Annotated in this window: 25 protein-coding genes, 1 tRNA gene and 1 pseudogene; 18 read left to right on the plus strand and 9 right to left on the minus strand. The window is 66.5% G+C overall.

From position 1 onward, the window contains the following. On the plus strand, positions 1–1,068 hold the full coding sequence (locus tag E3N94_RS09175) for a hypothetical protein (RefSeq protein WP_134570113.1): 1,068 nt from the start codon (positions 1–3) through the stop codon (positions 1,066–1,068). Continuing rightward, positions 1,065–3,440: a hydroxymethylglutaryl-CoA reductase, degradative gene (locus tag E3N94_RS09180; protein ID WP_134570114.1), complete on the plus strand. Its 2,376-nt coding sequence runs from the start codon at positions 1,065–1,067 to the stop codon at positions 3,438–3,440. Before E3N94_RS09175 ends, E3N94_RS09180 begins: the two co-directional genes overlap by 4 nt. A 261-nt stretch (positions 3,441–3,701) precedes the next feature. On the opposite strand, the gene E3N94_RS09185 is transcribed toward E3N94_RS09180, so the two are convergent. Beyond that, positions 3,702–3,983 carry a helix-turn-helix transcriptional regulator gene (locus E3N94_RS09185; protein ID WP_134342752.1) on the minus strand — a complete coding sequence of 94 codons (282 nt, stop codon included), beginning with the start codon at positions 3,981–3,983 and terminating at the stop codon, positions 3,702–3,704. A gap of 199 nt (positions 3,984–4,182) precedes the next feature. On the opposite strand from E3N94_RS09185, the gene E3N94_RS09190 reads away from it, so the two are divergent. Both E3N94_RS09190 and E3N94_RS09195 read left to right on the plus strand, forming a co-directional pair. Then, complete coding sequence (locus E3N94_RS09190) at positions 4,183–4,941, plus strand: DUF222 domain-containing protein (RefSeq protein ID WP_134419617.1); 759 nt, start codon at positions 4,183–4,185, stop codon at positions 4,939–4,941. Further along, a complete protein-coding gene (locus E3N94_RS09195) occupies positions 4,910–5,167 on the plus strand; it encodes a DUF222 domain-containing protein (protein ID WP_134419615.1) in 258 nt (85 codons plus the stop codon). The genes E3N94_RS09190 and E3N94_RS09195 overlap by 32 nt, the downstream gene beginning before the upstream one ends. 611 nt (positions 5,168–5,778) lie before the next feature. On the opposite strand, the pseudogene E3N94_RS09200 reads toward E3N94_RS09195, so the two are convergent. Then, positions 5,779–5,945, minus strand: a pseudogene (locus E3N94_RS09200) (recombinase family protein); the annotation flags it as partial. A gap of 60 nt (positions 5,946–6,005) precedes the next feature. Between E3N94_RS09200 and E3N94_RS16555 the strand changes: the two are divergent. Then, positions 6,006–6,353: a cytidine deaminase gene (locus E3N94_RS16555; protein WP_166785317.1), complete on the plus strand. Its 348-nt coding sequence runs from the start codon at positions 6,006–6,008 to the stop codon at positions 6,351–6,353. 126 nt (positions 6,354–6,479) lie between these two features. On the opposite strand, the gene E3N94_RS09205 is transcribed toward E3N94_RS16555, so the two are convergent. Continuing rightward, positions 6,480–6,986, minus strand: coding sequence for a DUF4395 domain-containing protein (locus tag E3N94_RS09205; protein WP_166784794.1), 507 nt, complete (start codon positions 6,984–6,986; stop codon positions 6,480–6,482). Between the two features lie 96 nt (positions 6,987–7,082). Between E3N94_RS09205 and E3N94_RS09210 the strand changes: the two genes are divergently transcribed. Next, entirely contained in the window at positions 7,083–7,436 is a 354-nt protein-coding gene (locus tag E3N94_RS09210; protein WP_134415829.1) for a hypothetical protein, read from the plus strand. A gap of 232 nt (positions 7,437–7,668) precedes the next feature. Here E3N94_RS09210 and E3N94_RS09215 read toward each other — a convergent pair. Further along, positions 7,669–7,752 (minus strand) — tRNA-Leu (locus tag E3N94_RS09215). Between the two features lie 239 nt (positions 7,753–7,991). On the opposite strand from E3N94_RS09215, the gene E3N94_RS09220 reads away from it, so the two are divergent. The 7 genes from E3N94_RS09220 to pknB all read left to right on the plus strand — a co-directional run bounded on the left by E3N94_RS09220 (position 7,992) and on the right by pknB (position 16,870). Continuing rightward, on the plus strand, positions 7,992–8,741 hold the full coding sequence (locus E3N94_RS09220) for a DUF3662 and FHA domain-containing protein (RefSeq protein WP_134570115.1): 750 nt from the start codon (positions 7,992–7,994) through the stop codon (positions 8,739–8,741). After that, positions 8,738–9,322: an FHA domain-containing protein gene (locus tag E3N94_RS09225; RefSeq protein ID WP_134570116.1), complete on the plus strand. Its 585-nt coding sequence runs from the start codon at positions 8,738–8,740 to the stop codon at positions 9,320–9,322. Before E3N94_RS09220 ends, E3N94_RS09225 begins: the two co-directional genes overlap by 4 nt. 4 nt (positions 9,323–9,326) lie before the next feature. After that, positions 9,327–10,556, plus strand: a complete 1,230-nt coding sequence (locus E3N94_RS09230) for a PP2C family serine/threonine-protein phosphatase (protein ID WP_104100623.1) — start codon at positions 9,327–9,329, stop codon at positions 10,554–10,556. Continuing rightward, entirely contained in the window at positions 10,540–11,946 is a 1,407-nt protein-coding gene (locus E3N94_RS09235) for an FtsW/RodA/SpoVE family cell cycle protein (RefSeq protein ID WP_104100624.1), read from the plus strand. The genes E3N94_RS09230 and E3N94_RS09235 overlap by 17 nt, the downstream gene beginning before the upstream one ends. After that, the gene (locus E3N94_RS09240; protein ID WP_104100625.1) at positions 11,946–13,397 is read left to right on the plus strand and encodes a penicillin-binding protein 2; all 1,452 of its coding nucleotides are present in this window, start codon (positions 11,946–11,948) and stop codon (positions 13,395–13,397) included. The genes E3N94_RS09235 and E3N94_RS09240 overlap by 1 nt, the downstream gene beginning before the upstream one ends. After that, positions 13,394–15,097 (plus strand): protein kinase, encoded by a 1,704-nt coding sequence (locus tag E3N94_RS09245; RefSeq protein WP_134570117.1) that lies wholly within the window; start codon positions 13,394–13,396, stop codon positions 15,095–15,097. The genes E3N94_RS09240 and E3N94_RS09245 overlap by 4 nt, the downstream gene beginning before the upstream one ends. Before the next feature lie 63 nt (positions 15,098–15,160). Continuing rightward, positions 15,161–16,870: a Stk1 family PASTA domain-containing Ser/Thr kinase gene (gene pknB, locus E3N94_RS09250; RefSeq protein ID WP_134401973.1), complete on the plus strand. Its 1,710-nt coding sequence runs from the start codon at positions 15,161–15,163 to the stop codon at positions 16,868–16,870. A 24-nt stretch (positions 16,871–16,894) separates the two neighbouring features. Here the strand turns inward: pknB and E3N94_RS09255 are convergent, their stop codons facing one another. The 3 genes from E3N94_RS09255 to E3N94_RS09260 are packed head-to-tail and all read right to left on the minus strand — an operon-like array spanning position 16,895 to position 18,540. Then, positions 16,895–17,533 (minus strand): gamma-glutamyl-gamma-aminobutyrate hydrolase family protein, encoded by a 639-nt coding sequence (locus E3N94_RS09255; RefSeq protein ID WP_104100628.1) that lies wholly within the window; start codon positions 17,531–17,533, stop codon positions 16,895–16,897. Further along, positions 17,530–17,691: a DUF4175 domain-containing protein gene (locus E3N94_RS16560; RefSeq protein ID WP_146067669.1), complete on the minus strand. Its 162-nt coding sequence runs from the start codon at positions 17,689–17,691 to the stop codon at positions 17,530–17,532. The genes E3N94_RS09255 and E3N94_RS16560 overlap by 4 nt, the downstream gene beginning before the upstream one ends. 9 nt (positions 17,692–17,700) lie before the next feature. After that, positions 17,701–18,540, minus strand: coding sequence for a class E sortase (locus tag E3N94_RS09260; RefSeq protein ID WP_134419609.1), 840 nt, complete (start codon positions 18,538–18,540; stop codon positions 17,701–17,703). 83 nt (positions 18,541–18,623) lie between these two features. Here E3N94_RS09260 and E3N94_RS09265 point away from each other — a divergent pair, with 83 nt between their 5' ends. From E3N94_RS09265 to E3N94_RS09285, 5 genes are all read left to right on the plus strand, one after another. Further along, on the plus strand, positions 18,624–18,869 hold the full coding sequence (locus E3N94_RS09265) for a cell division protein CrgA (RefSeq protein ID WP_104100630.1): 246 nt from the start codon (positions 18,624–18,626) through the stop codon (positions 18,867–18,869). Between the two features lie 267 nt (positions 18,870–19,136). After that, positions 19,137–19,631 (plus strand): DNA starvation/stationary phase protection protein, encoded by a 495-nt coding sequence (locus tag E3N94_RS09270; RefSeq protein WP_104100631.1) that lies wholly within the window; start codon positions 19,137–19,139, stop codon positions 19,629–19,631. Positions 19,632–19,707: 76 nt separating this feature from the next. Beyond that, the gene (locus E3N94_RS09275; protein WP_134570118.1) at positions 19,708–20,784 is read left to right on the plus strand and encodes an acyl-CoA dehydrogenase family protein; all 1,077 of its coding nucleotides are present in this window, start codon (positions 19,708–19,710) and stop codon (positions 20,782–20,784) included. Next, entirely contained in the window at positions 20,778–22,163 is a 1,386-nt protein-coding gene (locus E3N94_RS09280) for a bifunctional PIG-L family deacetylase/class I SAM-dependent methyltransferase (protein ID WP_134570119.1), read from the plus strand. Before E3N94_RS09275 ends, E3N94_RS09280 begins: the two co-directional genes overlap by 7 nt. Next, positions 22,160–22,879, plus strand: a complete 720-nt coding sequence (locus E3N94_RS09285) for a glycosyltransferase family A protein (protein WP_134512295.1) — start codon at positions 22,160–22,162, stop codon at positions 22,877–22,879. The genes E3N94_RS09280 and E3N94_RS09285 overlap by 4 nt, the downstream gene beginning before the upstream one ends. Positions 22,880–23,234: 355 nt before the next feature. Here E3N94_RS09285 and E3N94_RS09290 read toward each other — a convergent pair whose 3' ends face one another. Then, on the minus strand, positions 23,235–24,065 hold the full coding sequence (locus tag E3N94_RS09290; protein WP_104100635.1) for a rhomboid family intramembrane serine protease: 831 nt from the start codon (positions 24,063–24,065) through the stop codon (positions 23,235–23,237). Between the two features lie 12 nt (positions 24,066–24,077). Then, complete coding sequence (locus E3N94_RS09295) at positions 24,078–24,617, minus strand: peptidylprolyl isomerase (protein ID WP_104100636.1); 540 nt, start codon at positions 24,615–24,617, stop codon at positions 24,078–24,080. Positions 24,618–24,648: the final 31 nt, after the last annotated feature.

Consider the following 24,648-nt stretch of genomic DNA (forward strand, 5'->3'; position numbering starts at 1 on the left):
ATGGCGACGACTCTGCCGACGCCTCCGCCGAAGCCGACGATCCGGGCGTCCGCGCCCGGCAAGCTCTTCCTGCTGGGCGAGTACGCCGTGCTCGAGGGCGCGCCGGCCCTGCTCACCTCCGTCGACCGACGCGCAGAGGTGACGGTCGACGAGTCACCCACGGGCTCCTGGCAGGTCAGCGCGTCCAATTTGGGCATCCGGAACCTGGTGTTGGGCACGGATGGCGCCCTCCCGGCCGGGCTCACCGACCAGCAGCGCGACCACCTCCGCGTCTTCGACCAGGTGCGCGTCGCCGTGCAGGCCGCTGCGCTGCAGGCGCGGGTGCTGCCGCAGAGTCAGGCCCCGCTCGCCATCACCATCGACAGCAGCGCGCTGTCCCGGGGCGGCCACAAGCTCGGCCTCGGTTCCAGCGCCGCCACCGCTGCCGGCCTGACCGACGCCCTGGCCCGCGCCCTGGGCCTGACGCTCGACCGGGACGAGCTGTTCCGCCTGGCCCACGCCGCCCACCGCAGCGCGCAGAACGGCGCCGGCAGCGGCGGAGACGTGGCCGCGAGCGTGCACGGCGGGTTGATCCGCTATGCCCCGGGTGCCGCAGTGGTGCCTCTGCGCTGGCCGGAGGAGCTCTGTATCTCGGCCGTCGTCACCGGCGAGGGTGCGCTGACCACCCGTCTGGTGGGCCGCGTGGCCGACTACGCCGCCGAGAACCCCGCCCGGCACCGGGCCGACCTCGACCGGCTGAAACACCTCGCCGAACAGGCCGAGGCGGCGCTGGCCAGCCCGGCCGATTTTCTGAGCCTCGCCTCCGACTACTTCGCGGCGCTCACCCAACTCGACGCGCATGCCCAGGCCGGCATCGTGAGCGAGCGACACCGTGAACTGCACGCCCTCGCCCGGCGCAAGGGCGGCATCTTCAAGACCAGCGGGGCCGGCGGCGGAGACGTCGGTCTGGCCTTTAGCTACGCTGGAGAACCCACCGAGCGACTCGCCAGGGCACTCGCCCGGGCCGGGGCCGCCATCGTCCCGCTCGGCTTCTTCGCCGCCGGCCTACAGGGAGGCACCGCGTCATGAGCCGGTCCCGCATCCCCCGCTTCTACCAGTTGTCGGTCAGTGAACGCATCGCGCTCCTCCGGCAACGTGGTGTCCTGTCGACGGATGCCGCCGCGCACCTCGCAGACGGAACGTCCGCCCTCGACGTGGAGGCCGCCGACCGGTTGATCGAGAACGTGATCGGCGTCTTCTCAATGCCGATGGGACTCGGCCTGAACTTCCGGATCAACGGCCGGGACCACCTGGTGCCGATGGTGGTCGAAGAGCCCTCGATCGTCGCCGCGGTCAGCTCCGCGGCCCGGCTGGTGCGCCAGGCCGGCGGGTTCACGAGCGTCGCCGACGAGCCGCTGCTGATCGGCCAGATCCAGGTCGTCGACCTTATCGACCCCGAGCGCGCCCGGGCTGACCTGCTCGCGCGCGGCGACGAGCTCGTGGCGTTGGCCGACAGCGGGCATCCGAAAATGGTGGCGCGCGGCGGCGGCGCCCGCGGCATCGAGGTCTTCCTGCGCGGTGCGACGGCGCAGAACGGCGAACTGCTCGTCGTGCACCTGCTGGTCGACACCCGCGATGCGATGGGCGCCAATCTCGTCAACTCGATGTGCGAACGGCTCGCCCCACTGGTCGAGGAGATCAGCGGCGGCCGCGTGTTCCTGCGCATCCTCTCCAACCTCACCGACCGGGCCCTGGTGCGCGCCCGTGCCGTGATCCCGCACGCGCTGCTCGAGACCGCCGACTTCCCCGGCGAACGCGTGCGCGACGGTATCGTGCTCGCAAACGAGTTCGCGGCCATGGATCCCTACCGGGCCACCACGCACAACAAGGGCATCATGAACGGCATCGACGCCGTCGCCCTCGCCACCGGCAACGACTGGCGGGCGATCGAGGCGGCGGCCCACGCCTACGCCGGCCGCGGCGACGGCTACGGCCCGCTCACCACCTGGAGCGTGAACGACGCCGGCGATCTCGTCGGCGAACTGACCATCCCGTTGAAGGTCGGCACGGTCGGCGGCCAGGTGGAGTCGAACCCGGCCGTACGGCTCGCTCACACGATCCTCGGGGTGTCTTCAGCGCCCGAGCTGGCCGAGGTGATGGCCGCCGTGGGGCTGGCCCAAAATCTCGCCGCCCTCAAGGCCCTGTCGACCAACGGCATCCAGCACGGCCATATGCGCCTGCACGCGCGGGCCGTGGCGGCTGCCGCCGGCGCCAGTGGAGCCCGGTTCGAGGAGGTCGTCGAGAGGCTCATTGCCGACGGCGAGATCAAGGTGTGGAAGGCGCGCCAGATCATGCAGGCCCTCGAAGAGAGCAGTGACGGCGACCGGGTTATTGAGCCGGCCGCGCCGGATGCCGGGTACGGCACCGCCGCCGTCGTCGCCTTGCCCGCGGCTCACCCCGCACCCACGGCCACCCTTACGCCCAGCGCTTCCGCCACGTGCGCTGCTGCCCTCACCCCCGGCGCCCCCGGCCCGGATGCCCACCTCGGCTACGGTAAAATCATCCTGATGGGCGAGCATTCCGTCGTCTACGGCTACCACGCGATCGCCGCGCCGATCGGTCTGTCGGTGCGCGCGCAGGTCACCCGCCAGGCGTCGCTCCGCGAACCGGTCATCGCCGACCGGGACGTCGACGGCTCGGTGCGCGAACCGATCCGAGCAGACCTCTCGCACCGGGTGGCGGCGCTGATCGTCACCCGGCTCGGCGTGCCCGACGCCGGCCTTCGGGTCGACGTGTTCTCTCACCTGCCGCGCGCCAGCGGCCTGGGTGCCTCCGCCGCGTTCGCGGTAGCGTTGATCCGCGCCGTCGCCGACAGCTTCCAGCTCACGATCAGCGACGCCGAGGTCTCGAGCCTCGCCTTCGAGTGCGAACAGATCGTGCATGGCACCCCGTCGGGCATCGACAACACCGTCGCCACCTTCGGCCGGTCGGTTCTTTTCCAGAGATCGGATGCCCCGGGCGGCCACACGATCCGCGACATCTTCACTCCCCACCCGATCCCCATCGTCATCGGGCTGTCCGGGGTGGAGTCGCTGACGAAGCAGACCGTGGGCCTCGTGCGCAGCGCCTGGCAGCGCAACCCCGCGCGCTACGACGCGATCTTCAGCCAGATCGACGGGCTGGTGTTGGCCGGGGTAGACGCGCTCCGCCGCGGCGACATCGCCGAGCTCGGCGAACTGATGAACATCAATCAGGGACTGCTCAACGCGCTACAGGTGTCGAGCCCGGAGATCGAGTCACTCGTGGCAATCGCCCGCCGCGCCGGCGCCCTCGGAGCGAAGCTGACCGGTGGCGGGGGCGGCGGCGCCATGATCGCTATCGCCGAACCTGGCGGCACCGAACCGATCATCACCGCGATGCGCAGCGCCGGCTACACGACTTACCTCACCGAGATTCGCTGAGCACCCGAAATTCGAACCTGTATTTGAGGTATTCGGAGCTGGGCATCTTGCCATTCCCGACAGCGATAAAAGGCGATTATGGCAGTCGTCCACAGGTTTCACGCGTAGTTATCCACACCGGGCGTTCCAGTAATTATGCGGGCAAAAGCCACATTTCACTCTGCTGTCCACAGGGTTATCCACAAGGCTGTGGATAGACGTATCTTCGACGTCTGCCAGGCCTGCCTGCCCGCCTCGCGGCGCAGGTCTCAATCGGCGGCCCTACGGCGGGCCCACGCGCCCCGGCCACAGGTCGACACCCAAACCGTTCTCCAGACGGGCCACGGTCGCCAGGTCCGGCCAGGACCGCCCGTGCAGCACCGAGAGCAGTGTCGTGTGGTCGAGCCCGGCATCGCGCGCCGCGGCGCGCACGCTCCGCTCGCCGATTGCGGCCTGCACGTTCACCGCGAACTGACGGGCCACCTCGCCGACGGCGCCCGCCGACGGCACGTCGGGCCACCCCACCACGAGGTCACGGGGAGCAGGTCGCGCCGGTCTGGACATAGCCCGAGCGTAGACGACGGATGTCCCCCTCGGATCGCCCACCCCAACCCGTCAGTCGAATCCACGGTGGTCGGGCTGGTCGAGACCCGGTGAGCCGCTCTCTGAACTTGTGAACAAACCTTCGAGATAAACTCTGAATCGAGTCTCTAAATACTGACAGACTCTCGACTCTGTGTTCGCTTTGAGGTATTCTCGTATCATGATCAATCTCGCGGATGACCTCAGGCAAGCGGCCGATGCCGTCGCCCTGCTGGGTTCCTCGAGTGCCGATTATGAGGCGCTGGCTGATGCCGCGGTATTGTCCGGTCAGAAGCAGATCGCGGCGGCTCGCCGCCTGCTCGACACCCGCGCCGCGTGGATGGCCGGCACCATCGCCCGGCGGTCCCGGCCGGAGTTGGGCCACTCCGGGTTGGCGGCGCAGCAGGGGTTTCTCTCGCCGGAGGCCCTCATCCAGAAGTGGACCGGCTCCTCGAAGGGCGACGCCTACAAAATGGTCGCCGTCGGCACCATGATGGCTGATGCCGAAGCAGCCGAGAAGCAGGTCGAGGCGGCGCTCTCCTCGCCCGACGCGGATGCCGCCGAGGTCGCCGAGTTCGAGGCGAAGGTGCCGTGGCAGGCGCCGATCGCCCGGGCCGTCACCGCCGGCACCCTCTCCGTCGACGCGGCCGAGTCGATCCGCTCAGGGCTCGGCCAGATCGACGCCGCGGTCACCGCCGAGAAGCTCGGTGCGGCACTCGAAGCGCTACTCACCGAGGCGTCGTCACTGAATGCCGACGAGGTCTTCAAACGGGCGAGACGGATGCGCGACCGGCTCGATGAGGCCGGCATCGCCGCCCGCGAGAAGCAGGCCTACGACGACCGCTACCTGCGGGTCTACCGGCTGGGCAACGGCGACGTACGACTCAGCGGGCTGTTCGCGCCCGAAGATGGCGAGTTCGTGCTCTCCACCTTCGACTGAGCAGGTCAACGAACACGGGCCGGCCGAACCCGCCGCTCACGGGCAGATCGAGGGCAGCCCTTTCCCCATCTCCCAGGAAACCATCGACCGGCTGCTCTGCGACGCCGGCACCCGCGGCATCAAATTCGACGACAACGGCCAGATCATCAACGTCGGCCGCGACGAACGACTCTTCACCGAGAAACAGCGCGCCGCGATGGCTGTGCGTGACGGCGGATGCCTCTGAATCGACTGCGACAGATCACCGGCCTGGAGCGAAGCCCACCACACCAACGAGTGGTCGAAAGGCAACGGCTACACCGACCTCGCCGACGGGGTACTCCTCTGTCATCCCCACCATCTGCTGCTGCACAACCAGCATTGGACGATCAGCCGCACCGGAACTCAGCATTGGTTGCGGCCACCGGTGGAGGTTGACCCGAAGCGGACACTGATCGCTCTGCCGAGCAAGCGGGCGAACCTGTAGGGCGGGACGGGTCGCCGGGTCTCGACGGGCTCGACCACCGGAGCTGAAACTACCGGAACGACACAAGGCCCCCAATCTCTCGGGGGCCTTTCTGTCCGAATGGGTGGACGGCAATCAACCCATCGTGTTCGCTGTGGGTAGATTGCAAAACTCAAAACTTCGGCCTGACCCCGTGTGCTGGTTACGTAGTTCCTCGCGATTCTTCTAAATGATCTTGCCGATCCTCTGGCGTTCGACGAAAATCTTCTGAAAATTCATGGAATCGAGGGACACGCCTCCGCTGGCTCCACCGCGCTGTAGCGCCCGCGAGCGCCACGAAAGCTAGCCTTCCTGAACCGCCTACACCCGTGTGTGGTGTGGTGCAGTTTCTGGTCATCGACGATGTCTTTCCCGTCGCGCAGTGACCGGGCGAGGCGGTCGAGCTTGGCGACCACAAGCGTGTCCCCGGCCCGGCATGCAGCCAGCGCTTCTCGTAGTCCTGGCCGCGCCCGGTTCGTGCCGGTCACCCTTGATCGGTGAACGTCCGGCTATCGGGCACCCGGTAGATATAGATCCAGCACATACGTCGGCGACGGACGTCCCAACAGCGAATGCTGGAATGGATGTGCGCCAACTCACCGGTGACGACCTGGAACTCATTGCGAGAGCGGAAGAGGCAATTGATGCCAACGCGGACGTTGAAGGCGGGGTACACACAGTCGGGGCTGCCGTTTGTGATGCCACGGGACATATCCACGTCGGCGTCAACGTTTATCATTTCACGGGTGGCTCCTGCGCTGAGCTCGTCGCGCTGGGATCAGCACGAACCTCCGGAGCGCGCGAGCTCACGGCGATTGTCGCCGTGGGCGACAGTGGGCTTGGCGTGAAAACCCCGTGCGGCCGCGATCGCCAAGTTCTTGCCGAAGAGAAAGCGACAGCTGATGCGGCGAGCTCGGTTGCTGGCTAGTTCGACCATGAGTTGTCACGGGACGGCCGGGTGCCTCACGAACGGATAGCTTCCCATAACGCCGTTGACAGTTCCTGATGAGGCAACCCGACCGAGCTGTGGTTCTGCGGCGTGGACCCGACCTTTTCACCTTGCTGCTGCGTGAGGAAGAATTAGTCTGTACAACCACGATCCGAGACACCAATGGGTCGTGGTGAGAATTGTGCCGCCGAGAGCTACCATTCCTCCCAGCACGATTCCCAGTGCTGATAATCCGAAATAGAAGGACAAGGCCGCACCTGCAAGTAGCACGGTGGACAGCAGGTAGGAAAACCGTCGTGGACTCGGCGTGGGGGGAAGCGCCGGAGCGCGAAACATATGGCGAACGACCAAGTTATAGACCAGATCGAGAATCATGCCACGGGGAAATAGTGCACCTGTGAGAGGAACGATTGCACCCAATCCAAGAATGATAGGCGACTGCAAAATCAATCCGAGAACGATCAAGACAGTGCCCACTGCCGGTGTGAATCGTAGGGGCCATGCGTAACAAGACTTGGCTTCATCATCGAGGCCTCCGAATCCCTGCTTATCCAGATTGGTCTTCGTTAGTTCTCTCAGTGCCGCCACCTTCGATTCCTTAATGCTGGCCATAGGCAACCCCATTTCGCAGACAGGGGCTATTCGTCTTTTCTTAAGACATCTCAATGTTCCTAGGATATCGAACCCATGCCTCCGGCCCGGCGATGAGTGTTCACTCCCACTCCCGGCACCTACATGGCAATCGACCGTGCCAGTGGCAAGCGCGTCACCAGACCCGTCACACCAGTGACCGTCACCATCCCGATGGATGCCGGAGCCCCAGCCGAACGGAATCAGGACCCCCGGTTGGCCGTGAAGCACCTCCAGAAGTTCGCCTTCAATTACCTCGCGGCGACCATCGCCGCCGTGTCATCGAACCTGCGGAAGATATTCGACTTCTTCGTGAAGACCGCCGAACGTGACAGCGGCGAAAGTCTCTCCCGAGAACGCCGACGCAAAGAAGCCACCGGAACACCGTTGAACAAACACAGCGCACTTCCCGCCCTGGCACCGCCGCAGTAACGGAAACCAACGCCAATTCCGAACGTCACCCCGCGCACCGAACGCTTCAGCTTGCCCACCAGCAGGCTGATTGGCGTTTAAAGCGCAAACCCCCGAGCGGCGAGCGTTAAAACGGCCACCGAACGCGCACTGAGTCGTTAAAAGAAGAAGGCCGGCCGAGCATTTCTGCTCAACCGACCTGTCCACTTGGATTTCATGACAACCATTCCTGGATTTCCTGAAACACCCACTGTGCGCGAGGGGGGACTTGAACCCCCACGTCCTTTCGAACACTGGCACCTGAAGCCAGCGCGTCTGCCAATTCCGCCACTCGCGCGAACTTAGGCAGATTAGCACTTTCCGAGGGCACAACGCCATTCGAGACAGGCAGGCCGCGCGAACACAGGTCTGCGCGGCGTGCCGAACATCCTGAACACGCGCCCGATATGCGCCCGACATGGTGACCCGGACTGGCTCCCGTAGGATGACAACCCTCACCGGGTATTGCCCGGCGGGTGAGTTAACACTTGAGACAAGTAACATGCTCATAGCCGAAAGGATCGGATCGGGAGACCTGTGGGCATTCTGGATAGTTTTGAAAAGGGTCTCGAACGCGCCGTCAACGGTGCGTTCGCCAAGACCTTCAGGTCGGGGCTGCAACCGGTTGAAATCACCTCAGCACTGCGTCGCGAACTCGACACAAAAGCAGCGGTCGTGTCCCGCGATCGCATTCTCGCGCCCAATCGCTTTACGGTGCGAATGAGCCATGCCGACTTCCAGCGCATGTCCGCCCTTGGCCAGACCCTCCTAGACGAACTCACCGAACTCGTGCAGCTGCACGGCCGCGAGCAGCGTTACCAGTTCGCCGGCGGCGTCTCGATCACCCTGTCCGCGGATCGCGGCCTCAGTGAGGGCATGGTCCAGATCGACTCCAGCACGATCAAGGGCAGCGTCTCCTGGATCCCCGTGGTCGAGGTCAACGGCAAGCGCTATCCCCTGACGCAGTCGCACACCGTCATCGGCCGCGGGAGCGACGCCGACATCACCATCGACGACTCCGGCACCTCTCGCCGGCATGTCGAGATCCTCTGGGACGGCTCCCGTGCCCAGGTGCGCGACCTCGGCTCGACAAACGGCTCCCAGCTCAACGGTTCACCGGTCACGCAGGCCATCCTCGAGCCCGATTCAGTCGTCACCATCGGCCGCACCCGCATCGTCTTCCGGGTCATCGCGCAGGCATCCTCTTCCGAGCCGGTGACCGAGCGTCACCGCGACGGCGGCCGCGAACGTCACGACATGGACGGATTCTGGGGACCCACCGCATGAGCGTCAGCGAGCTCACCCTGCTGGTGCTGCGCCTCGGCTTCCTGCTGGTGCTCTGGCTCTTCATCTTCGGCATCGTCTATGCCCTGCGCAGCGACCTGTTCGGCCAGCGCGCCCGCAAGATGCAGGCGGATGTCACTGGCTCGGCCGGCGCGCCCGCCGCGTTCCCGAGCGCCACGCCCGTGCCGAGCGCCACCCAGCCTCCCGCCGCCGCGGCCTCCGCGCCGACGGAGCAGTTCACGGCTCGGCCTGGCCCGGCGTTCACCGCCGTGGACGACAAGGCCACCAGCCAGAACGCGACCCGCCTCGTGATCACCTCCGGCCCGAAGTCCGGCACTGAGTTCCCGCTCACCGGCGACTCGATCACGATCGGGCGGTCGGGCGACTCGAGCCTCGTCATCCGTGACGACTACACGTCTACCCACCACGCGCGTCTGATGCTCTGGCATGACAAGTGGATGATCCAGGATCTCGATTCAACCAACGGCACCTTCCTGGATGGCAACCGTTTGGCCGTGCCGACCCCGGTCCCCCTGAACACCACCGTCAAGATCGGCGCAACCAGCTTCGAGCTTCGGCGGTAGCTGCATGGCGACAGTCAGTCACAGCGCGGCCGCGTCCCACGTTGGAAAGATTCGGTCCAACAACCAGGACTCCGGCTATTCCGGGCGCCATCTCTTCCTGGTTGCCGACGGCATGGGCGGGCACGCCGGCGGCGACGTCGCTTCGGCGATCGCCACCAAACGCATCATGGATGCTGACCGGGACTTCCAGTCCCCGCAAGACGCCGAGTTCGCCCTGCAGGCGGCGCTGATCGCCGCGAATTCGCAGCTCGCCGAGACCGTGTTCGAGCACGCCGAACTCACCGGCATGGGCACCACCGTCAGCGCGCTGATCGTGCTGGAAGACGAGGTGGCGATCGCGCACATCGGTGACTCGCGCATCTACCTGCTCCGCGAGGGCGAACTCTCCCAGATCACCATCGACCACACCTTCGTACAGCGGCTCGTCGACAGTGGCCGCATCACCGAGGCGGAAGCCATGGTGCATCCGCGCCGCTCGGTGCTCATGCGCGTGCTGGGCGACGTCGAATCGGCGCCGGAGATCGACACCTCCATCCTTGCGACCTTCCCCGGTGACCGCTGGCTGATCTGCTCCGACGGGCTCAGCGGCGTGGTCTCTAATTCGGGCATCGCCGCGGCCCTGCTCAGCCCACTTGACGCCCAGGGCGTGGCCGATCGCCTGGTCAAGGAAAGCCTCGACGGCGGAGCCCCTGACAACGTCACCATCGTCGTCGTCGACATCGGCTCACCCGCCGAACGCATCGACATGCCCACCGTGGTTGGGTCGGCATCCGCTCCCCTCGCCTTCGGCGAGGAGCCCACCCGCGGCCGGGCGCTGCGCATGTCGAGCTTGCGCCTGCACCCCGTGCGTGAAACGCACTTCGAGCCTGACTCCCAGGACTATCTCTCGGAGCTGATCGAGGAAGACAATCGCCGGGCCCGCCGCCGCAAGATCACCTGGCTGGTCGGCATCATCCTGCTGATTCTGGCCATCGTCGGCGCCGGCTTCCTCGGCTACCGGTGGACCCAGTCCCGTTACTACGTGGGGGTGGAAGGCAGCACGGTCGCCATCTTCCAGGGCGTGCAGCAGGACCTCGGCCCCCTCTCCCTGTCCTCCGTCTTCGAGGACACCGACCTGGAGCTGTCCGAACTGCGGGTCTACGACCGGCAGCAGGTCGAAAAAACCATCAGCGCAACCTCCCTCGCGGATGCGTTGCTCATCGTCGAACGGCTCCAAGATGCCAGCGTCCAGTAACCGGTCCACGACGACGGATGCGCCTGCGCGCCCGCCCCGCACAGGTCGCGTGCGCCGACTGCACCTGCCCCAGAAGCTGCGCAACCTCGAGTTGGTCCTGCTGCTCATCGCCTGCGGCATCAACGCGGCCACCGTTGTGCTCGTGCAGCTCGGCGCGCTCGGCCGAATCGACACGACACTGGTGCTGCTCGGCGCCGGCCTGTCGGTGCTGGTTCTGGCCATGCACGTGGTGCTGCGCGTCGTGGCCCGCGAGGCCGACCCGTTCATCCTGCCCATCGCCACCCTGCTCAACGGCCTCGGCATCGCCATGATCTACCGCATCGACCTGGCCAACGAAGAGTCCGGCTGGGCCAGCGCCTCCGTACGCCAGACCGTGTGGAGCGCCCTGGCCATCGGCTGCGCGATCGCGGTCATCCTGATCATCCGCAACCACCGGGTGCTGTTCCGCTACACCTACATCGCCGGGTTCGTCGGTGTGGCACTGTTGCTGCTCCCGCTCGTTCCCGGCCTCGGTCGCGAGGTCAGCGGGGCGCGCGTCTGGATCGGCGTCGGATCCTTCGCCACCTTCCAGCCGGGCGAGATCGCGAAGATCGCCCTGGCCGTCTTCTTCGCCGGCTACCTCGTGCGCAACCGCGACAGCCTCTCCATGGTGGGCAAGAAATTTCTTGGCATGCGTTTCCCGCGCCTGCGCGACCTCGGCCCGATCCTTGTCGTCTGGGCGCTGTCCATGTCCGTGATCATCTTCCAGCGCGACCTCGGAACCGCCCTGCTCTACTTCGGTCTATTCCTGGTCATGCTCTACCTGGCCACCGGCCGCCTCAGCTGGGTGCTGTTGGGCATGTCCCTCTTCCTCGGCGGTGCCCTCATCGCCAGCCAGACCCTGGACTACGTCAACGGCCGGTTCCAGAACTGGCTCGACGCCCTCAACCCGGATGTCTACGGGGCCGACGGCGGCAGCTACCAGCTGGTGCAGGGGCTCTTCGGTCTCGCCAAAGGCGGGCTCATCGGCACGGGCCTGGGCCAGGGGCGTCCAGAGATCACCCCCGTCCCCCAAAGCGACTACATCATCGCCAGCCTCGGCGAGGAACTCGGCCTGGCCGGCATCTTTGCGATCCTCGCGCTCTACCTGCTCCTCGTCGCGCGCGGCTTCCGCATCGGCTTCGCCGGCAATGACGACTTCGGCAAGCTGCTCGGCGTGGGTCTCTCCTTCGTCATCGCCCTGCAGTGCTTCATCGTGATCGGCGGCGTCACCCGTGTGATTCCCCTCACCGGTCTGACCACACCCTTCCTCGCCGCCGGCGGGTCCTCCCTCGTCGCGAACTGGATCATCGTGGCCCTGCTCCTGCGCCTGTCCGACACGGTGCGCAACCAACCCAGGCTGGTGGTCTGATGAATCGTGAACTCAAACGAGTGAGCATCGTGGTCATGCTCATGTTCGTGGCCCTGCTCGTCTCCACGACAATCGTGCAGGTCTTCCAGGCAGACAGCCTGTCCGCGGATGCCCGCAACACCCGCACGCTCTACGACAGCTACTCCGTCGAACGCGGTCCGATCCTCGTCGCGGGCGAGCCGATCGCCCAGTCGATGCCCGCCGACGATGAATACAAGTTTCAGCGCACCTACAGCAACGGGCCGCTCTACGCCCCGATCACCGGGTTCATTCCGCTCAACGGTGCGCCCACCGGGCTGGAGCATTCCCTTAACGGCGAACTCAGCGGAACGTCCGACGCCCAGTTCTTCGACAAGATGAACGCCCTGATCACCGGCCAGAACCCCAAGGGGGCTTCTGTGGAGGTCACGATCGACCCGGTCGCGCAGCAGGCCGCCTGGGATGCCCTCGGCGACCTCACCGGCTCCGTCGTCGTCTCCGAGCCGGCGACCGGTCGCATCCTCGCCCTGGTCTCCAAGCCCAGCTACGACCCGAACCTGCTCACCGTGCACGACAACCAGCAGGTCACCGACAACTATCAGTCGCTGCTGAACGACGACGGTAACCCGCTGCTCAGCCGCGCCACCAAAACCCTCAACCCACCCGGCTCGGTGTTCAAGCTGGTCGTGATGACGGCCGCCTTGGAATCGGGCAAGTTCACCCCGGAGAGCACCTTCCCGAACCCGCCCACGTACCAGCTGCCCGGCTCGTCGGCGGTCGTCATCAACTCCGGCGGCGGCACCTGCGGCGGAGGGGACACCGTCACTCTCGCCACCGCCCTGCGTCTCTCCTGCAACATTCCACTGGCCGAACTAGGTCTGCAGCTGGGCAACAAGGCCATTCGCGACACGGCCGAGAAGTTCGGCTTCAACAGCGACTATTCGATCCCCCTCGACGTGTCTCAAAGCGTGTACCCCACGGTTCTCGACGACGCCCAGACCGCACTCTCGGCCTTCGGCCAGACGGATGTCCGTGCGACGGCCCTGCAGATGGCGATGGTTTCAGCCGCGATCGCCAACGGCGGCCAGCTGATGACGCCCAACCTCGTCGACAAGGTGACCGCACCGGACCTGAGTCCGATTCAGGTCTTCGAGCCGGAAGCAATGAAACGGGTGATGAGCGCCGAAACGGCGGCAACACTGAACCAAATGATGGTCAACGGAGTCCAGGATGGCGCCGCCAGCAATGCAAGAATAGACGGGGTTAAGGTGGCAGGTAAAACGGGCACGGCGGAGAACGCCGAGGACGAGCCTTACACCCTGTGGTTCACCGGATTCGCTCCTGCGGAGGATCCGAAATATGCGATCACCGTTCTCGTTGAAAATGGCGGGGGACTTGGCCAGACAGGGTACGGCAATCTGCTTGCCGCACCTATTGCAAAGGAAGTACTAGAGGCGGTGCTGAACAAATGAGACCCACATCAGGGCTCACCTTCGGGGGACGATACGAGCTGCAGTCCCGGATCGCCATTGGCGGGATGGGCGAGGTTTGGAAGTCGATCGACCTCGTAATCGGTCGCACGGTCGCCATCAAGATTCTCAAGGACGAGTACCTCGGTGACCCTGGGTTCCTCGAGCGGTTCCGCGCCGAGGCCCGTCACGCCGCGCTCGTCAACCACGAAGGCATCGCCAACGTGTTCGACTACGGCGAAGAAGACGGCAGCGCCTTCCTCGTGATGGAACTCGTACCCGGTGAAGCACTGTCCACCATCCTCGAGCGCGAGCATGTCCTCCCCGCGGACAAGGTGCTGGACATCGTCTCCCAGACGGCCGCCGCACTTCACGCCGCGCACGCCGCCGGACTCGTGCACCGCGACATCAAGCCGGGCAACCTGTTGATCACGCCCGAAGGCCGCGTCAAGATCACCGACTTCGGCATTGCCCGCATCGCCGACCAGGTGCCGCTTACCGCGACTGGCCAGGTCATGGGCACCGTGCAGTACCTCTCACCCGAGCAGGCCAGCGGCCGCTCCGCCTCGCCGACCACCGACATCTACTCGCTCGGCATCGTCGCTTACGAAAGCCTCGCCGGCCGCAGGCCGTTCACGGGCGAGTCCCAGGTCGCGATCGCCATGGCGCAGATCAATGAGACCGCCCCCGACCTGCCCGACACGGTGTCGGAGCCGGTGCGCAACCTGGTGATCTCCTGCCTGGCCAAGAACCCCGCGGACCGTCCGGCCTCGGCCGCGCACCTGTCCCGTGCCGCCGCAGCCCTCCGCCGCGGCGACATCGCGGCCGCTGCGGCATCCGTGCCTGCCATCATGAACGGCGTCACGCCCACCTCCGCGACCATGTTGATGCCCGGCGCCGGCGGAATGCAGGCCACGACCGTGCTGCCCACCGGAGCGCCCGCGACGCGTGCCTCCGCGACGGCGGAACCCGAGGAAAAGAAGCGCAGCCCGTGGACCTGGCCGCTGATCGGCCTGATCGGCCTGCTCGCGCTCGTACTCACCGGCACCCTGATCGCCCTGTTCACACAGGACAACACGACGCCGGTGGAGACGCCGACCACGTCGGCACCGGCATCGGTGACTCCGTCCCCGAGCAAAACGCCCACCCCCTCGGCGACCCCCGCGCCATCGCCGACCCCAACGAGCAACACCGTCGAAGTCAGTCTGGCCGACTACCAGGGACTGACCAGCACGGAGGCGCGCGACAAGCTGTCCGGGCTGGGATTCGTAGCGGATGTCCAAGCCGGCAACGCGGCCACCACCCCGGAGCAGATCGCCGACACCGTCTACGACGTGAACCCCACCGGCCCGGTGACGAAGGGTTCCACGATCACGGTCACGGTCTACGCCCCCGCCGTCACCCCCGACGAACCGACCGCGGCGCCCACCGTCGCCCCCGCCTCGGTCGCCGCCGGAGCAGAGGCCACGGTCACCTGGGCTGCACAGTCCTGCCCAAGCGGCCAGACCCTCTCCGGCTATGAGGTCGTGGCCGACGGCGACGCCGTCTCCCCCGGCCCGATCAGCCCGGACGCCACCTCTACGAAGATCACCGCGGGTCCCGACGCCGGCACCTTCACGGTCAAGTTCCGCTACATCTGCGGCCAGGTCGCATCGGCCTACTCGAAGTCCAGCACACCTGTCACCGTCACCCCGGCGGCGTAGCGGAGGCTCAGGAAGGTACGGCTAAAATACGGTGAACTGTGTGCGCGAGCTGGGAGTAATGCTTTGACTGATGAAGGCCGTCTGCTCGCCGGTCGTTACCGGGTGGGTGCGCTCCTCGGGCGAGGTGGAATGTCCGATGTGCACATCGGCACCGATTCCCGGCTCGGCCGCACGGTCGCGATCAAGCTGCTCAAGTCATCGCTTGCCGCCGACCCGGCATTCCGCACCCGCTTCCGCCAGGAGGCGCAGGCGGCCGCCCGTATGGCTCACCCCACCATCGTGCGCGTCTTCGACGCGGGCGAGGAGTCTGTCTCCGAGATCGGCGGCCACGAATCGCAGATCCCGTTCATCGTGATGGAATACGTCGACGGTCGACTGCTCAAGGACATCATCCGCGAGGGCGCGGTTCAGCCCGACGAGGCCGTTCGCATCATCGTCGGCGTTCTGACAGCCCTCGAATACTCTCATCGCGCGGGCGTCGTGCACCGCGATATCAAGCCCGGCAACATCATGATCACCAAGACAGGTCAGGTCAAGGTGATGGACTTCGGCATTGCCCGGGCCATCTCCGACTCCTCGACGACCGTGGCGCAGACCACGGCGATCCTGGGCACCGCCTCCTATTTCTCCCCCGAGCAGGCCAAGGGTGAATCGGTGGATGCCCGCACCGACCTCTACTCCACGGGCGTGGTCCTGTTCGAGATGCTCGCCGGTCGCCCTCCATTCCGCGGTGACTCCGCCGTGGCCGTCGCCTACCAGCACGTCAGCGAAGCCCCGGTCGAACCGAGCTCGATCAACTCCCGGGTGTCCCCCGCACTCGACGCCGTCGTGCTGCATTCCCTGGCGAAGGACCGTTTCACGCGCTACCAGAGTGCCGTGGAGTTCCGCACCGACGTCGAGCTGGCCGGGTCAGGGCAGATTCCGGAGTACCACACGTCCGATGACTCCAGCGGCGGGCTGTTCGCTGCTGCCCCGCTGGCGGCTTCCGGCTCCGAGCTCGCGCTCAAGCAGCTCACCGAAGACGAAACCATGGTGCGCACACAGCGCCGCCCACCCGTGATCTGGATCTGGGCCGGTATCCTCAGCGTCATCGTCATCGTGCTCTCCGTCATGATCTGGGCCTTCAGCCTCACGCCAAGCGTTGATCTGCCCGACAACTCGCGCCGGGTGCCGTCGCTCACCGGATTCAGCTATGAGAACGCCCAGAATTCACTTCTGGACCGTGACCTGGCCGCGATCCGGGCCGAGGAGGCCAGCGCCACGGTGCCCAAGGACCAGGTGATCCGCACAGACCCTCCGGCAGGCACGATCGCCCAGCCGACCGACCTGATCGAGGTTTATGTCTCCACCGGCGCCCAGCCGGTCGACGTTCCGGATGTCACCAACCTGCCCCTCGCCGACGCCCAGACCGCGGTGACGGACCTCGGCCTCACCGCGGGGTCGGTCACTCGGGAGAACTCTCCGACCATCGCCGCCGGTCTGGTGCTCCGAACCGACCCAGTCGCCGCGACGACGGAAAAAACCGGTGTCACGGTCGATTTCATCGTCTCCAGCGGCCTCGTAGCCCTCCCCGACCTCGAGGGTCAGCTCCTGAGCGCGGCGATCGATATGCTCGCCGCAGCCGACGTGCAGTTGTTCCCCATCCCCACACCCGATGAGACATGTCCCCAGCGGGATGGCTCGCCGGTGACCCAGCAGTCCCTCGCTCCGGGCGACGTGCCCCAGAAGTCCGAGGTTACGCTGGTCTACTGCACTGGCCCGGCTGCCGACTGAGTCCCGGCCCGGCGGCTGACTGCCTCAGCTGAGCTTCAGCAGGGGAGTGAGCCCCTGGGCCGTCTTCCGGGCGCCGGGCAGTCCGGCCAGAGCCAGCCAGTTGGCCACCATCAGGTAGCCGCCCTCGGTCAGCACCGACTCGGGGTGGAACTGCACACCCAAAATGGGGGCGCTCACGTGCCGGAGCCCCATGATCACGCCGCCCTGCGTGCGTGAGGTGACGATCAGGTCGCTCGGCACGGTGCCGTCGACGACGGCGAGCGAGTGATACCGCGTCGCCGAGAACGGCTGCGGCACGCCGGCGTAGAAGTCGCTGCCGTCGTGCGTGATCAGGCTGGTCTTGCCGTGCATGAGTTCTTCGGCGTTGGTGACCGTGGCCCCGAAGGCCTCGGCAATCGCCTGGTGCCCCAGGCAGACGCCGAACAGGGGCTGCCCGGAACCGAGGGCGGCGCGCACGATCGGTACGGAGACGCCGGCGTCGGACGGCTTGCCGGGACCGGGTGAGATGAGCACGCCGTCAAATTCCGCGATGCGGGCCGCGGCCTCCTCCGGCTCGAAGGCATCGTTGCGCAGCACGACCGTTTCGGCTCCGAGCTCCATCAGGTAGCCGTTGAGCGTGTAGACGAAACTGTCGTAGTTATCGATGACGAGGATGCGGGTCATGGGCTTCCTACCGTGACTTCCTGATTGTTGACAATGGAATCCACCCATGGGAACGCCCAGGTGGCAAGCACGAACAACATGGCTGTGAGCAACACGAACACCAGCACGATCCGGAGCCAGACCGGTCCGGGCAGAACCCGCCAGAGAGCAGCGTACATCCGAGCCTCCTAGCCCTGGGCCTGGGCCTGGGCCTGGGCATTGATAACGGTCGCGACTTCGGCCGGCGGGCCGGCAGATGTCGGTTGCCACGCCTCGAGAACACCGTACGCGATGATGCGCTCGGCCGTGGAGAGCAGGGGATTGCAGCTCGTGAGCGTGATGAACCGGTCGACGGGCGCCACATCCGGATTGTGCGGCACCGGCGCGATCACATCGACCGCGGTCGGGGCGACGTACTCGAGGTCGCGGAACCGGTAGGTGTAATAGCCGTCGGCGGTCTGAACGTAGATCGCGTCGCCCAGCTGGAGTTCGTTGATCAGGTGCATGCCACCGCCGTTAGCGCTGCGGTGCGCCGCCAGGGCGAAGTTGCCGACCTCACCGGGCATCTGGGTGTCGGGGTAGTGGCCGATCCCCGACCGGGAGCTGTTGAGCACATTGTTACCGATCCCCTCGGCGATGGACCGGTGATAGTCCGCCCCGAATCGCGGCACGTAGAGCACGGCGAAGGATTGGGCGCTGGGGGGAGCCTCACGGACGACCGGGTCACCGAAGTCGGCCGGGGCCGACTCCCCCGGGTCGGTTGTCTGCGGGGTATCCGCGGCCTGATCGCGACTGGACCGCTCGTCGTCAATCCAGGTCTGGCTGATCTCGGCCGCCGCCTTCGACTGCTGACCGGCCATAATCATGTCATTCCACCAGAGTTGCCAGCCCAGGAATGCGAGCACGAGAACGCCGGCCGTGATGAGCACCTCGCCGATGATCCCCACGGCACTGAGTCGCGGGCGACTCTTGTGGCGGGGGGCGTGGCGGGTCGCCTCTGCGGGAGGCTGATCTGCTCGCTCGGACATGGTCTCAATTCTAATCGGGGAGGTGGGTCCTCTCTGCCGGGCGCCTGCCGGTCGATCCAGCCAAAGACGCTAGAATCGCAGGCATGTCACGCTCGAATCCCCGCAGCAAGCCCGCCCGCACCGAGGTCGCCCGCTCCGGCGAGGCCGGTCCGAACGCCGTGTGGTTCAAGCCGGTGATGTTCGGTTTCATGCTCATCGGGCTGGCCTGGATCATCGTCTTCTACGTGAGCCAGGGAACGCTGCCCGTCGCTGGTTTCGGGTCGTGGAACATTCTGGTCGGTTTCGGGATCGCCTTCGTCGGCTTCCTGATGACCACCCGCTGGCGCTGATCCCGCCCTTATCCGGCCCGGTTGTCACACCTGTCGAGACCCCGTCCCGCACCCCCGCGACGGGATAATGACAACGGTGTAATTATCCCCATGTGGACAAACCTGTGGATAACTTTTCCGGGAGGCGACCGCGGCCGAACCGCTCGCTGAATCCCGGCACTGTGTCTCACATTGTGCACCTGCTAAGGTGCTGTGTGAAACCAAGCGGGGGCACCGGCCGAGACGCGGTCGAGACGTGTTTCCGCTGTGTGAGAAGAGGCGTAACTCATGAAAGCATCAGCAGAACTCGGCTCCAACCTTCAGTCCGTTCTCGTCGACCTGATCGAGCTGCACGTGCAAGGCAAGCAGGCGCACTGGAGCGTCGTGGGCAAGAACTTCCGGGACCTGCACCTCCAGCTCGACGAGATCATCGACGATGCCCGACTATTCACCGACCAGCTGGCCGAGCGGATGCGCGCGCTCGACGCCCTGCCGGACGGCCGAAGCGAGACGGTCACGGCGACCACCCACCTGCCCAAGTTCCCCGCCGGAGAGGTGGACACCTCGGAGACCGTCGGCCTGGTCACCGAACGCCTCGACGCGGCGGTCGACAACATCCGTGCCGTTCACGACGCGGTCGACGAGGAAGACCCGACGAGCGCCGACATCCTGCACGGCTTTATCGAGAAGCTGGAACAGTACGCCTGGATGGTCAGCGCCGAGAACCGCACCCCGCGCAAGGCGCCGGCCAAGGCCCCGACCAGGCCAGCCGGCAGGGCCTGAGACGGAAGCTGCGCCTCCTGTTTCACGCACCTGCACACGGAGCCTGGTGTGGTCGGTACCAAACCAGGAGGTCGGTTTGACGAGGATAGAAAGTCCGGGACCGACCTGGCTGACCGTGCCCGGGAAACGCACGGCGGAGTCCAGCCTGCGCGACGCCGCAACGGCTGCCTTCGCAGTGAACGGAGACGCGGGGCGGGCCCTGGAGCTCTCCCGCGCGCTCGGCGGCTCCGTTCCCCGACCAGGGTCAGGGCGAACGCTGCGCCTGCTTGAAACCCTGGCTTCCCTGGCCGCCGCGGACCTCACGGCCGCGCGGGTAGCCGAGGCGCACCTGGACGCCCTCGCCATCCTCGACCAGGCCGCCCTGCATCCGGCCGGGCTCGTCGCGGGGGGCAGCCCGGAACCGAGCTGGGGCGTCTTCGCCGCCGAGGCCGCGGGGTCTCGTCTCGAGGCGAGACCGGTCGGCGGCGCACGGTGGCGTCTCGACGGCACGAAACCCTGGTGCTCGCTCGCCGGCTCGCTCAGCCACGCCCTGGTCACGGCGAACACCGCGGCCACCACCCAGCGGCTGTTCGTGGTCGACCTGGCCGACCCCGGTATTACCGTCCGCACGGACACCTGGGTGAGCCGAGGGCTCCCCGCCGTGCCGAGCGGACCGGTCGAGTTCCGAGGCACTATGGCCCGGCCGGTCGGCGACGACGGCTGGTACCTCCGCAGACCGGGCTTCGCCTGGGGTGGGATCGGCGTCGCGGCCTGCTGGTGGGGTGGCGCCGTGGGTCTGGCCAGGCGGGTCTGGGAGTCCGTACTCGAGCGAGAGCCCGATCAGATCGCGCTCGCGCACCTGGGCGCCCTCGACCTCGCACTGACCGCCGCCGGGACCTCCCTGGCTGCCGCCGCGGCGGCGATCGACGCCGGGGACGCCGTCGGCGACCAGGGCGCACTCCTGGCAGCGCGGGTGCGCGGCCAGGTCGCGCGAACGGTCGACGAGGTGATCACCCGCACGGGCCACGCGCTCGGCCCCGCGCCGCTCGCCTTCGACGCTCGGCACGCCGGGCGCATCGCCGATCTGCAGCTCTACGTTCGCCAGCACCACGCCGAACGGGACGACGCGGCGCTCGGCCGCCGACTACGGGACGCCGGGGTATCCCCGTGGTGAGCTTCAGTCACACGGATGCTGGCACGGCCGAAACCGTGTGGACGGCGGTGCACGGTGATGCGGCCGGCGTGCAGGCACTGCGCATCGACGGATTGCGCCGACTCGTCGTGGTCGCGTCGCATCCCGACGACGAAACGCTCGGTGCCGGCGGGCTGATCGCCCGGGCCGGGGGAGCCGGAGTTCCGGTGACGGTTGTGGTGCTCACCAATGGTGAGGCCTCCCATCCCCGGTCCCGTACGCACGACCCCGGGCGGCTTGCGGAATTGCGCCGGGTTGAGGTGACGGCTGCCGTCACCGCCCTGGCGCCCACGGCCCTGGTGCGCCTGGTCGAGCTCCCCGACGGATCCCTCGCCGAGCGCCCGGAGGAGGCGTCCCGGGCGATTTCCGTCGAACTCGGGGCCGGCGGGCCGGGAACCTGGTTGGTCGCCCCCTGGAGCCTGGACGGCCATCCTGACCATGCGGCGGCGGCCGAGGCCGCCCGCCACGCGGCCCGCGGCCGAGGTGTCAGCCTCTTCGAATACCCGATTTGGGCCTGGCACTGGTCCACCCCGGGGGACCCGATCTGGTCGGACGGCGTGCTGCGAACCCTTGACCTGGCGCCCGAAGACCGTCGGCGTAAATCTAGGGCAATGGCTCTGCACATCAGTCAGGTGCAGCCGCTGTCCGAGCTGCCCGGCGACGAAGCGATCATCCAGGCGGCCTTCGGTGCGCACTTCGAACGCGAGTATGAGATTTTCATCGAGATCGAAACTGAGAAAGAGTCGGGGAATAGAGCGAGTCTGGCCGGGGATTTCTTCGAGGAGTTCTACGCCGGGAACCGTGACCCGTGGAGTTTCGAAACTCGCTGGTACGAGGAGCGCAAGCGGTCACTGACCCTGTCGGCGCTGCCTCGGAAACGCTACCGAGCGGCGCTGGAACTGGGCTGCTCGATCGGCATGCTGACGGCTGGTCTTGCCGACCGGTGCGACACTGTCGCCGCGGTCGACATCGCCGAGCAGCCGCTCCAAGTCGCCCGCGCCCGGCTGGTATCACGCCCCAGCGTCACTTTCGCACGGCTCACCCTGCCCACCGAGTGGCCGGAGGGCTCCTTCGATCTCATCGTGTTCTCCGAGGTCGGGTACTACTTCTCGGCGGAGGAATTGCGAGCGGTTCTCGGGCGATGCCGCGATAGCCTTGCTGCCGGTGGTGTGCTCGTGGCCTGCCACTGGCGGCATCCGGTGCCGGAATATCCACTGGCCGGCGACCAGGTGCACGCAGAGCTCGGCAGGCTGGCCGGGTTCGAGCGCACGGTTGAGCATCGGGAACGCGACTTCCTGCTCGAGGTGTTCGAAGCCGCGCCGGCTCGCTCGGTCGCACAACATGAAGGCCTGGTTCCGTGAGCGGCCGCGGCGCGATCGACAGAATCATCGTCGTGGTACCGGCCCGCAATGAGGAGGAGCTCCTGCCGAGATGCCTGTCGGCATTGGCCGTGGCCGTCGGAGAGGTCGGCGGGGTGGCCGGTCAGGCGCCGCCGGTCATCGACGTCGTGGTCGTGCTCGACCGGTGCAGCGATGGTACAGCCGACGTCGCCTCGGAGTGGCCGATATTCGCGAGCATCCAGACGAACGGTGGCGCCGTCGGCGTTGCCCGCCGCGCCGGGGTGCGGCACCTTGTGCCGACCTCTGACCGGTTCACCTCGGCGACGTGGATCGCGACGACGGATGCCGACTCCGCTGTGCCGCCGAACTGGCTGACCGTTCAGCTCGCATTCGCCCGCAACTCCATCGATCTCGTCCTCGGAACCGTGGTTCCCGACGAGGGGTTGTCCGACGGAGGCAGGGAACGGTGGGACGCCCAGCACCGCCTGGTCGAGGGCCACACCTATGTGCACGGTGCGAACCTCGGAGTGCGCGCCGACCGGTATTTGCACGCCGGAGAATTCGCGCGCGTCGACGGGCATGAGGACGTGCGGCTGGTCTCCGCCCTGCGTGGTCTCCGGGTGAGCGAGATTCGCACCGAACTGATCCCCGTTGTTACCTCCGGTCGCCTCGCCGGGCGCACTCCAGAAGGATTCGCCGGCTATCTGCGTGATCAGGCGGCCGAAGCCACTTCCTAGGGGAGTGAGTCCTCATCGTTTGGTTGTGTCGCTCCCGGAAGGTCGCGGGCTGACCGCACTGCGGGCACGCGTTCATCCCCGGCGGAGCGCCGTGCCCGGCGTCGAACCAATTCGACGGAGATTCTGGGTCAAACACCTGTTTCTCAGCCCAAACGGGCTGTTTAGCGAAGAATCTCCGTCGAATTCGTTCGGGCAGAGTAGCTGCAGGCCTCGGGCTCGACAGACACGGCGGTTGGGCCGCACGTACCGCCCGTACCGCGGTCCCCTGCGCGCCTGCGTCGGTATCGGGAACAACCTTCTCCGCCACCCTCCGCGAACCCACATTGCCCCGGGCAATCGGGGCTCACTCGGCGAGCTAGGTCAGGAACATCGCACCGCTGACGACCACCAGAAACGCCCCGAAAGTCGTTATCAGCACGGTCTGCAGCCGCTGCTGCTTGATGCGGCGGGTCTGCACGAAGATCAGCCCGACCACCGCACCAGCGATCAGACCGCCCACGTGCGCCTGCCAGGCCACATTCAGCCCCGGTAGGAATCCGATCACCAGGTTGATGCCGACCAAGATCAAAAGCTGGGTCGCGTTGCCGCCCAGGCGTCGCTGGATGATCAGGAACGCGCCCATCAGGCCGAAGATGGCGCCGGAGGCGCCGACAACGGGAATCCGGGGGTCGGACAGGAACAGGACGCCCAGGGATCCGGCGAGGCCGCTCAGCACGTACAGGGCGAGGAAACGGCCACGACCGAGCATTCCCTCAAGGATCTGACCGAAGATCCAGAGCGTGTACATGTTCAGCAGTACGTGGAAGATGGAGCCGTGCACGAGCACGCTCGTCAGCATGCGCCAGGGCTCAAAGCTCCCGGGAGAGGAGTAAACGCCCGCGTACCAGAGGAGGCTGGTGAAACCAGCACCCAGGATGAACTGCAGCAGGTATATCGCCAGTGTGACGCCGATGATCACTGTGGTCACCGGGTGCGAGGTGCTCTTCAGCCGGGTCAGGATGGCCGGCTTGGTGCGCGGGGCATTCCTGCGCTGTTCGTTCATGCACTCGGGGCAGATCACGCCGACGGCGCCCTGAGTCTGGCAGTCAGGGCAGATTGTGCGGCCGCAGCGCTGGCAGAGGATGTAACTCTGCCTGCCCGGATGCCGGTAGCAGAAGTTAGCGGCGGTTCCGGGCAGGCCTGTCATCGTAGGCGGAGCCTAGACCTGCTCGACGGTGACGCTCTCGATGACGACTTCGGTCTGCGGACGGTCGCGGCCGTCGGTGGGCACGGTCGCGAGCTTGGCGACGATCGCACGGGACTCCTCGTCTTCGACGGCACCGAAGATGGTGTGCTTGCCCTGCAGCCAAGTCGTCGGCACGACGGTGATGAAGAACTGCGAACCGTTGGTTCCGCGTCCGCCCTGGATACCGGCGTTCGCCATTGCGAGCACGTACGGCTGTGTGAAGTCGAGGTCCGAGTTGATTTCATCGTCGAACTGGTAGCCCGGTCCACCGGTGCCCTGGCCGAGCGGGTCGCCGGCCTGGATCATGAAGTCCTTGATGATGCGGTGGAAGACCGTACCGTCGTAGAGAGGTGCGTTGGAGGTTTGACCGGTGGCGGGGTGCTTCCACTCGATCTCGCCGGTTGCGAGACCGACGAAGTTCTTGACGGTCTTCGGCGCGTGATTGCCGAAGAGGTTGACCTTGATCGGTCCGAGGGTGGTATTGAGCGTTGCGACGGCGGTGTGCTTAGACATGGAGTCAATTCTTGCACAGCCGGATTAGTGG

This window comes from Cryobacterium sp. Sr3 (assembly GCF_004402835.1).
GTDB lineage: Bacteria > Actinomycetota > Actinomycetes > Actinomycetales > Microbacteriaceae > Cryobacterium > Cryobacterium sandaracinum.

What these genes read in the sequence shown, in the direction of transcription:
- E3N94_RS09230 (WP_104100623.1), top strand. Translation starts at nt 9,327, where the DNA reads ATGGCGACAGTCAGTCACAGCGCGGCCGCGTCCCACGTTGGAAAGATT.
- E3N94_RS09225 (WP_134570116.1), top strand. Translation starts at nt 8,738, where the DNA reads ATGAGCGTCAGCGAGCTCACCCTGCTGGTGCTGCGCCTCGGCTTCCTG.
- E3N94_RS09205 (WP_166784794.1), bottom strand. Translation starts at nt 6,986, where the DNA reads ATGGCCAGCATTAAGGAATCGAAGGTGGCGGCACTGAGAGAACTAACG.
- E3N94_RS09235 (WP_104100624.1), top strand. Translation starts at nt 10,540, where the DNA reads ATGCCAGCGTCCAGTAACCGGTCCACGACGACGGATGCGCCTGCGCGC.
- E3N94_RS09265 (WP_104100630.1), top strand. Translation starts at nt 18,624, where the DNA reads ATGTCACGCTCGAATCCCCGCAGCAAGCCCGCCCGCACCGAGGTCGCC.
- E3N94_RS16560 (WP_146067669.1), bottom strand. Translation starts at nt 17,691, where the DNA reads ATGTACGCTGCTCTCTGGCGGGTTCTGCCCGGACCGGTCTGGCTCCGG.
- E3N94_RS09185 (WP_134342752.1), bottom strand. Translation starts at nt 3,983, where the DNA reads ATGTCCAGACCGGCGCGACCTGCTCCCCGTGACCTCGTGGTGGGGTGG.
- E3N94_RS09255 (WP_104100628.1), bottom strand. Translation starts at nt 17,533, where the DNA reads ATGACCCGCATCCTCGTCATCGATAACTACGACAGTTTCGTCTACACG.
- E3N94_RS16555 (WP_166785317.1), top strand. Translation starts at nt 6,006, where the DNA reads ATGGATGTGCGCCAACTCACCGGTGACGACCTGGAACTCATTGCGAGA.
- E3N94_RS09270 (WP_104100631.1), top strand. Translation starts at nt 19,137, where the DNA reads ATGAAAGCATCAGCAGAACTCGGCTCCAACCTTCAGTCCGTTCTCGTC.
- E3N94_RS09260 (WP_134419609.1), bottom strand. Translation starts at nt 18,540, where the DNA reads ATGTCCGAGCGAGCAGATCAGCCTCCCGCAGAGGCGACCCGCCACGCC.
- E3N94_RS09290 (WP_104100635.1), bottom strand. Translation starts at nt 24,065, where the DNA reads ATGACAGGCCTGCCCGGAACCGCCGCTAACTTCTGCTACCGGCATCCG.
- E3N94_RS09180 (WP_134570114.1), top strand. Translation starts at nt 1,065, where the DNA reads ATGAGCCGGTCCCGCATCCCCCGCTTCTACCAGTTGTCGGTCAGTGAA.
- E3N94_RS09175 (WP_134570113.1), top strand. Translation starts at nt 1, where the DNA reads ATGGCGACGACTCTGCCGACGCCTCCGCCGAAGCCGACGATCCGGGCG.
- E3N94_RS09240 (WP_104100625.1), top strand. Translation starts at nt 11,946, where the DNA reads ATGAATCGTGAACTCAAACGAGTGAGCATCGTGGTCATGCTCATGTTC.
- E3N94_RS09295 (WP_104100636.1), bottom strand. Translation starts at nt 24,617, where the DNA reads ATGTCTAAGCACACCGCCGTCGCAACGCTCAATACCACCCTCGGACCG.
- E3N94_RS09245 (WP_134570117.1), top strand. Translation starts at nt 13,394, where the DNA reads ATGAGACCCACATCAGGGCTCACCTTCGGGGGACGATACGAGCTGCAG.
- E3N94_RS09190 (WP_134419617.1), top strand. Translation starts at nt 4,183, where the DNA reads ATGATCAATCTCGCGGATGACCTCAGGCAAGCGGCCGATGCCGTCGCC.
- E3N94_RS09195 (WP_134419615.1), top strand. Translation starts at nt 4,910, where the DNA reads ATGGCGAGTTCGTGCTCTCCACCTTCGACTGAGCAGGTCAACGAACAC.